Annotated in this window: 1 protein-coding gene; it reads right to left on the reverse strand. The window is 56.8% G+C overall.

Translation table 11 applies throughout. The annotated features are described in order from the left end of the window. Window positions 1–959: RNA-guided endonuclease TnpB family protein (locus tag A3220_RS16595; protein WP_062376053.1), on the reverse strand; the 959-nt coding region annotated here is incomplete at both ends.

Below are 959 nucleotides of genomic sequence, written 5' to 3' on the forward strand. Positions count from 1 at the left end.
CCATCTGCACCGGCTAATAGCGCGGTGCCTGCTTGCAGAATGTTGCGGGCCGCATTCACGTCGCGGTCGATGCCCTGAGTACCGCAATCTGGGCAGTCCCAGGTGCGAACATTCAGCGGTAGTGATTCCAGCACAAAGCCGCAGCTATGGCAGCGTTTTGAGCTTGGGTACCAGCGATCAATCTGGACAAACTGCCTTCCCGCCCAGGCCGCCTTGTAGTCAAGCTGGCGAACCAACTCCCCCCAGCCAACATCACTGATGGCGTTAGAGAGATGGCGGTTTTTGACCATATTCTTCACCTGCAAACTCTCCGCTGCAATCACTTGGTTCTCGTTAACGATCTGGCGGGTGAGTTTATGCAGGTGGTCACGGCGCGTGTCAGCGATCTTGGCGTGACAGCGAGCGACCTTTAACCGTGCCTTGGCTCGGTTGTTCGAGCCTTTTTGCTTACGGCTGAGGCGCCGCTGCGCCTTCGCTAGCTTTCGGGCATAGCGGGCAGTGTGGCGGGGATTATTCACCCGATGGCCGTCACTGGTCACGAACAGGTCTTTGATCCCCAGGTCGATACCGACCATCTTGAACGTAATTGGCAACGCCTCAGTGTCTACCTTGCACAAACAGCTAATGAAGTAACGGCCTGCTGCATCCTTGGATACCGTCACTGTGCTCGGTGCCGCAGGCAGGTCGCGGCTCCAGCGGATGTTTAGCGGTTCACGGCACTTGGCGAGCGTGATCTGCCCGTCACGGTACGAAAATGCCGAACTGGCAAAGGTGGCTGACTGCCGGTGCTTCTTCGATTTAAAGCTGGGGTACCGCGCCCGCTTGGCAAAGAAATGCTTGAACGCACTTTGTTGATGGCGCAAGCATTGTTGCAGTGGCACCGAACTAACCTCGGCTAGAAAGGCGGTGTCCGGCTGCTTCTTTAACTGTGTTAGGAACGCGCTGGCATCGTTATAGCC

This window comes from Halomonas sp. KX33721, from assembly GCF_001596805.1.
Lineage (GTDB): Bacteria > Pseudomonadota > Gammaproteobacteria > Pseudomonadales > Halomonadaceae > Vreelandella > Vreelandella aquamarina.